Here is a 2,759-nt window from a genome sequence, read left to right on the forward strand (position 1 = left end):
GCCAGCCTCATGCTCGGTCAAAATGCCGATGATCTGTTCTTCCGAAAATCTTGATCGCTTCATTGTCCGTCCCTTCGTTGGGTCGGACTCTAGTTCCAAGTGGAGGAAAAATCCCGTGGCAGGTCAATCGTACTTCAGTACCTGGAACAGCACATCGCTGATCCTACCGGCGCCAGCCGGTAGTCGTTCAGTCCAATGTTTTTTGGACAGCGATGAAGCTGGAGTAAAGGCTGTTGCAAAGGCGACTTCCGACTCAATACTTCGTCAAGCAGATTATAATTTGATTAACGTTCAAGGTCAAAAAGAGGCTGAACTTGAAGATTTGCTGGACGCCAAAAAATATAAGGCTGCATTCTACTCAGAGTTTGAGGTTGATCCCACAATCGTCCCCCCAGGAGCAAAGGGTCAAAAATGGTCTGTTGCCATGGAGAAAAAATTTCTAGCACACGGAAAACTTTGGAATGACATGATTGAATCACAGGTAAAAATTTGGATCGCAAACTTCGCGAAAAGTAACATAGATGACATTGTAATTGAAGCTCGCTTTAGCCAAGTTGATGCGTTTGCAAAGTCACTGATCAACAAGCTTCAAGCTACTTAATATGGTTACGGATCCCCCCCGCTCAATCCACCACCGACACCAGGTGCCACCTGAGCGCGTCATTCTGCACCGGGTCAAAGTGCGTGACGCGGTTGGATAGCACCACCAGTTGGGTGACGTGGAAGGGGATGAGGGTGCCCGAGTTCTCTGTCAGGCGGCGCTGCGCCCGGTGATAAAGCGCGCGGCGTTTGTCGAAATCGAGCTCGGCGCGGGCGGCCTCTAGCAGGCGGTCGAATTTGGGGTCGTGGTACTGGCTCTCGTTCCATTTGGCCGAGGAATGGAACGCCTCGTTGAGCACCTGGTCGGCGGGGCGGGCGCCCCAGGCGGTGGCGAAGGCGGGTTTCTTCATCCAGACATTGGACCAGTAGCCATCGGCGGCGGCGTTGTCGAGCGTGACGCGGATGCCCGCGGCGGCCGCCTGTTCCTGGAACGCGACGCCCAGCACCGGCCAGCTCGGGTCCAGCGACGAGACGTGGATATTGACGTCGATGCCGTCGGGGTATCCGGCCTCGGCCAGCAATTCGCGGGCGCGGTCGGGGTCTGGCGGGCAGGACATGGTCAGGCGGTACTGATCATTGGGGGCGACGGGCGTGTCGCAGGCGGGCACGCCGCCACCGTCGAGGGCGAGGGCGAGCATTTCCTCGCGGTCCACCACCATGCGCAGGGCGCGGCGCACGCGGGCGTCATCGAACGGCGGGTAATCGGCGCGGAAGACGAGGCCCATCCAGTTGCCGGTGGGAATCTCAAGCAGCTGGTAGCGCAGGGATTTGTCGAGCGCGCGGCGCAGCACCGGGGCGATCCCGCGCTCCATGTCGAGCTGGCCCGAGAGGAACGCCTGTAGCCGCGCCTGCGCGTCGGGCACGCCGATCACCTCGATCCGCTCCAGCGCGGGGGGCCCTTCCCAATAGGCGTCGTAGGCGGTGAGAATGGTGTTGCCGTCGGGGTCGAATTTCTCCACCCGGAAGGGCCCGGTGCCGATGCCGGTCTGGTCCACGGTGTCGCCCGATCCCTCGGGGATGATGCGCAGGCGGGGATCCATCAGTTGCAGCGGGAAATCGGCGAAGGTGGAGCTGAGCGCCATGCGAACGGTGTGCGGGCCGATGGCCTCGACCGTTTCGATCATCTTGACGGCGGCGCGGGCGGGGCTTCCGTAATCGGGGTCGATGACACGGGCGAGGGAGTAGACCACGTCATCCGCGTCGAGCGTGCTGCCGTCGTGAAAGCGCACACCCTCGCGGATATGGAAGGTCCAGACGGTGCCGTCCTCGTTGGGATACCACCGGGTGGCGAGATCGGGCGCCGGGGTGCCGTCGCGCCCGGGGCGGACGAGGCGACTCTGGATTTTCTCGATGATCTGGAGGACGCGGCCCTTGGAGGCCGGGTCGAGGCTCGACTGTGCGCCGAAGCCCACGTTGTGGGCGTGGCGGAACGTGCCGCGCGGCTCTGCGAGGGCAGCGGTGGCGCAGAGGAGCGCGGCGAGGGCGAGGAAAGCGGGGCGTGTCATGTCACAAGTCTTGGCAAGCCGGGCCCGCCAAGGCAAATGTTTTGCGCATGCCCCGCGATCACGTTTCGACGCGCGGGCTCACCCGCGCTTGGCGATCAGCATGTCGTCGGGGCTGTGGCCCGCGGCGATCGCCTCGTTGAACCAGCGCGGCTTGCGCCCGCGACCCGACCAGGTGAGGCGCGGATCCTCGGGGTGGCAGTATTTCGGAACCTTGGCGCCGGATTTGGACGATGGCGCCAGTTCGGCCAGCGAATAGCCCAATTCATGGGCCATCGCCTCAAGCTTGGCGCGGGCCTCGGCCTTTTGCCGTTCCTCGTAGCTGTTGATGGCGCGTGCCACGTCTTTTTGCAATTGCCGCAGTTCCTTGAGGGAAAGCGCGTTGAGATCTGGATTGGCCATTCAGGTGCCTCTTTTTCCTATAAGTGCGTAAAGATAGATCGCCTTTTACAGAACGGCAATTCCAAATCGCAAGCCCCTTTGGAAGGAAATGACGAAATCGCGAATTTTTGCCAAGAGGAAACGTCATTTCATGGAAAGTCTGAACAACGCCTTCTGCTGCGCCGACGCGCCGATGTGAGGGCCATGCCGGGCATCAGGCAGCTTGTTTCCAGCGGCTTTCGGGCTGCTTCGGCCGCTCGGTTGGTGGACAGGCCA

Annotated in this window: 3 protein-coding genes; 1 reads left to right on the forward strand and 2 read right to left on the reverse strand. The window is 61.2% G+C overall.

The features are described 5' to 3' along the window. The coding region (locus C6W92_RS13920; protein WP_206735538.1) for a hypothetical protein at positions 1-601 on the forward strand (601 nt) is incomplete at its 5' end. Between the two features lie 22 nt (positions 602-623). On the opposite strand, the gene C6W92_RS13925 is transcribed toward C6W92_RS13920, so the two are convergent. Both C6W92_RS13925 and C6W92_RS13930 read right to left on the reverse strand, forming a co-directional pair. Further along, positions 624-2,105, reverse strand: coding sequence for an ABC transporter substrate-binding protein (locus C6W92_RS13925; RefSeq protein ID WP_129434257.1), 1,482 nt, complete (start codon positions 2,103-2,105; stop codon positions 624-626). 78 nt (positions 2,106-2,183) lie between these two features. Further along, a complete protein-coding gene (locus C6W92_RS13930; protein WP_129434259.1) occupies positions 2,184-2,504 on the reverse strand; it encodes an H-NS histone family protein in 321 nt (106 codons plus the stop codon). Positions 2,505-2,759 lie beyond the last annotated feature (255 nt).

The sequence above is a fragment of the Roseovarius sp. A46 genome (genome assembly GCF_004126395.1).
GTDB lineage: Bacteria > Pseudomonadota > Alphaproteobacteria > Rhodobacterales > Rhodobacteraceae > Roseovarius > Roseovarius nitratireducens.

What these genes read in the sequence shown, in the direction of transcription:
- C6W92_RS13925 (WP_129434257.1), bottom strand. Translation starts at nt 2,105, where the DNA reads ATGACACGCCCCGCTTTCCTCGCCCTCGCCGCGCTCCTCTGCGCCACC.
- C6W92_RS13930 (WP_129434259.1), bottom strand. Translation starts at nt 2,504, where the DNA reads ATGGCCAATCCAGATCTCAACGCGCTTTCCCTCAAGGAACTGCGGCAA.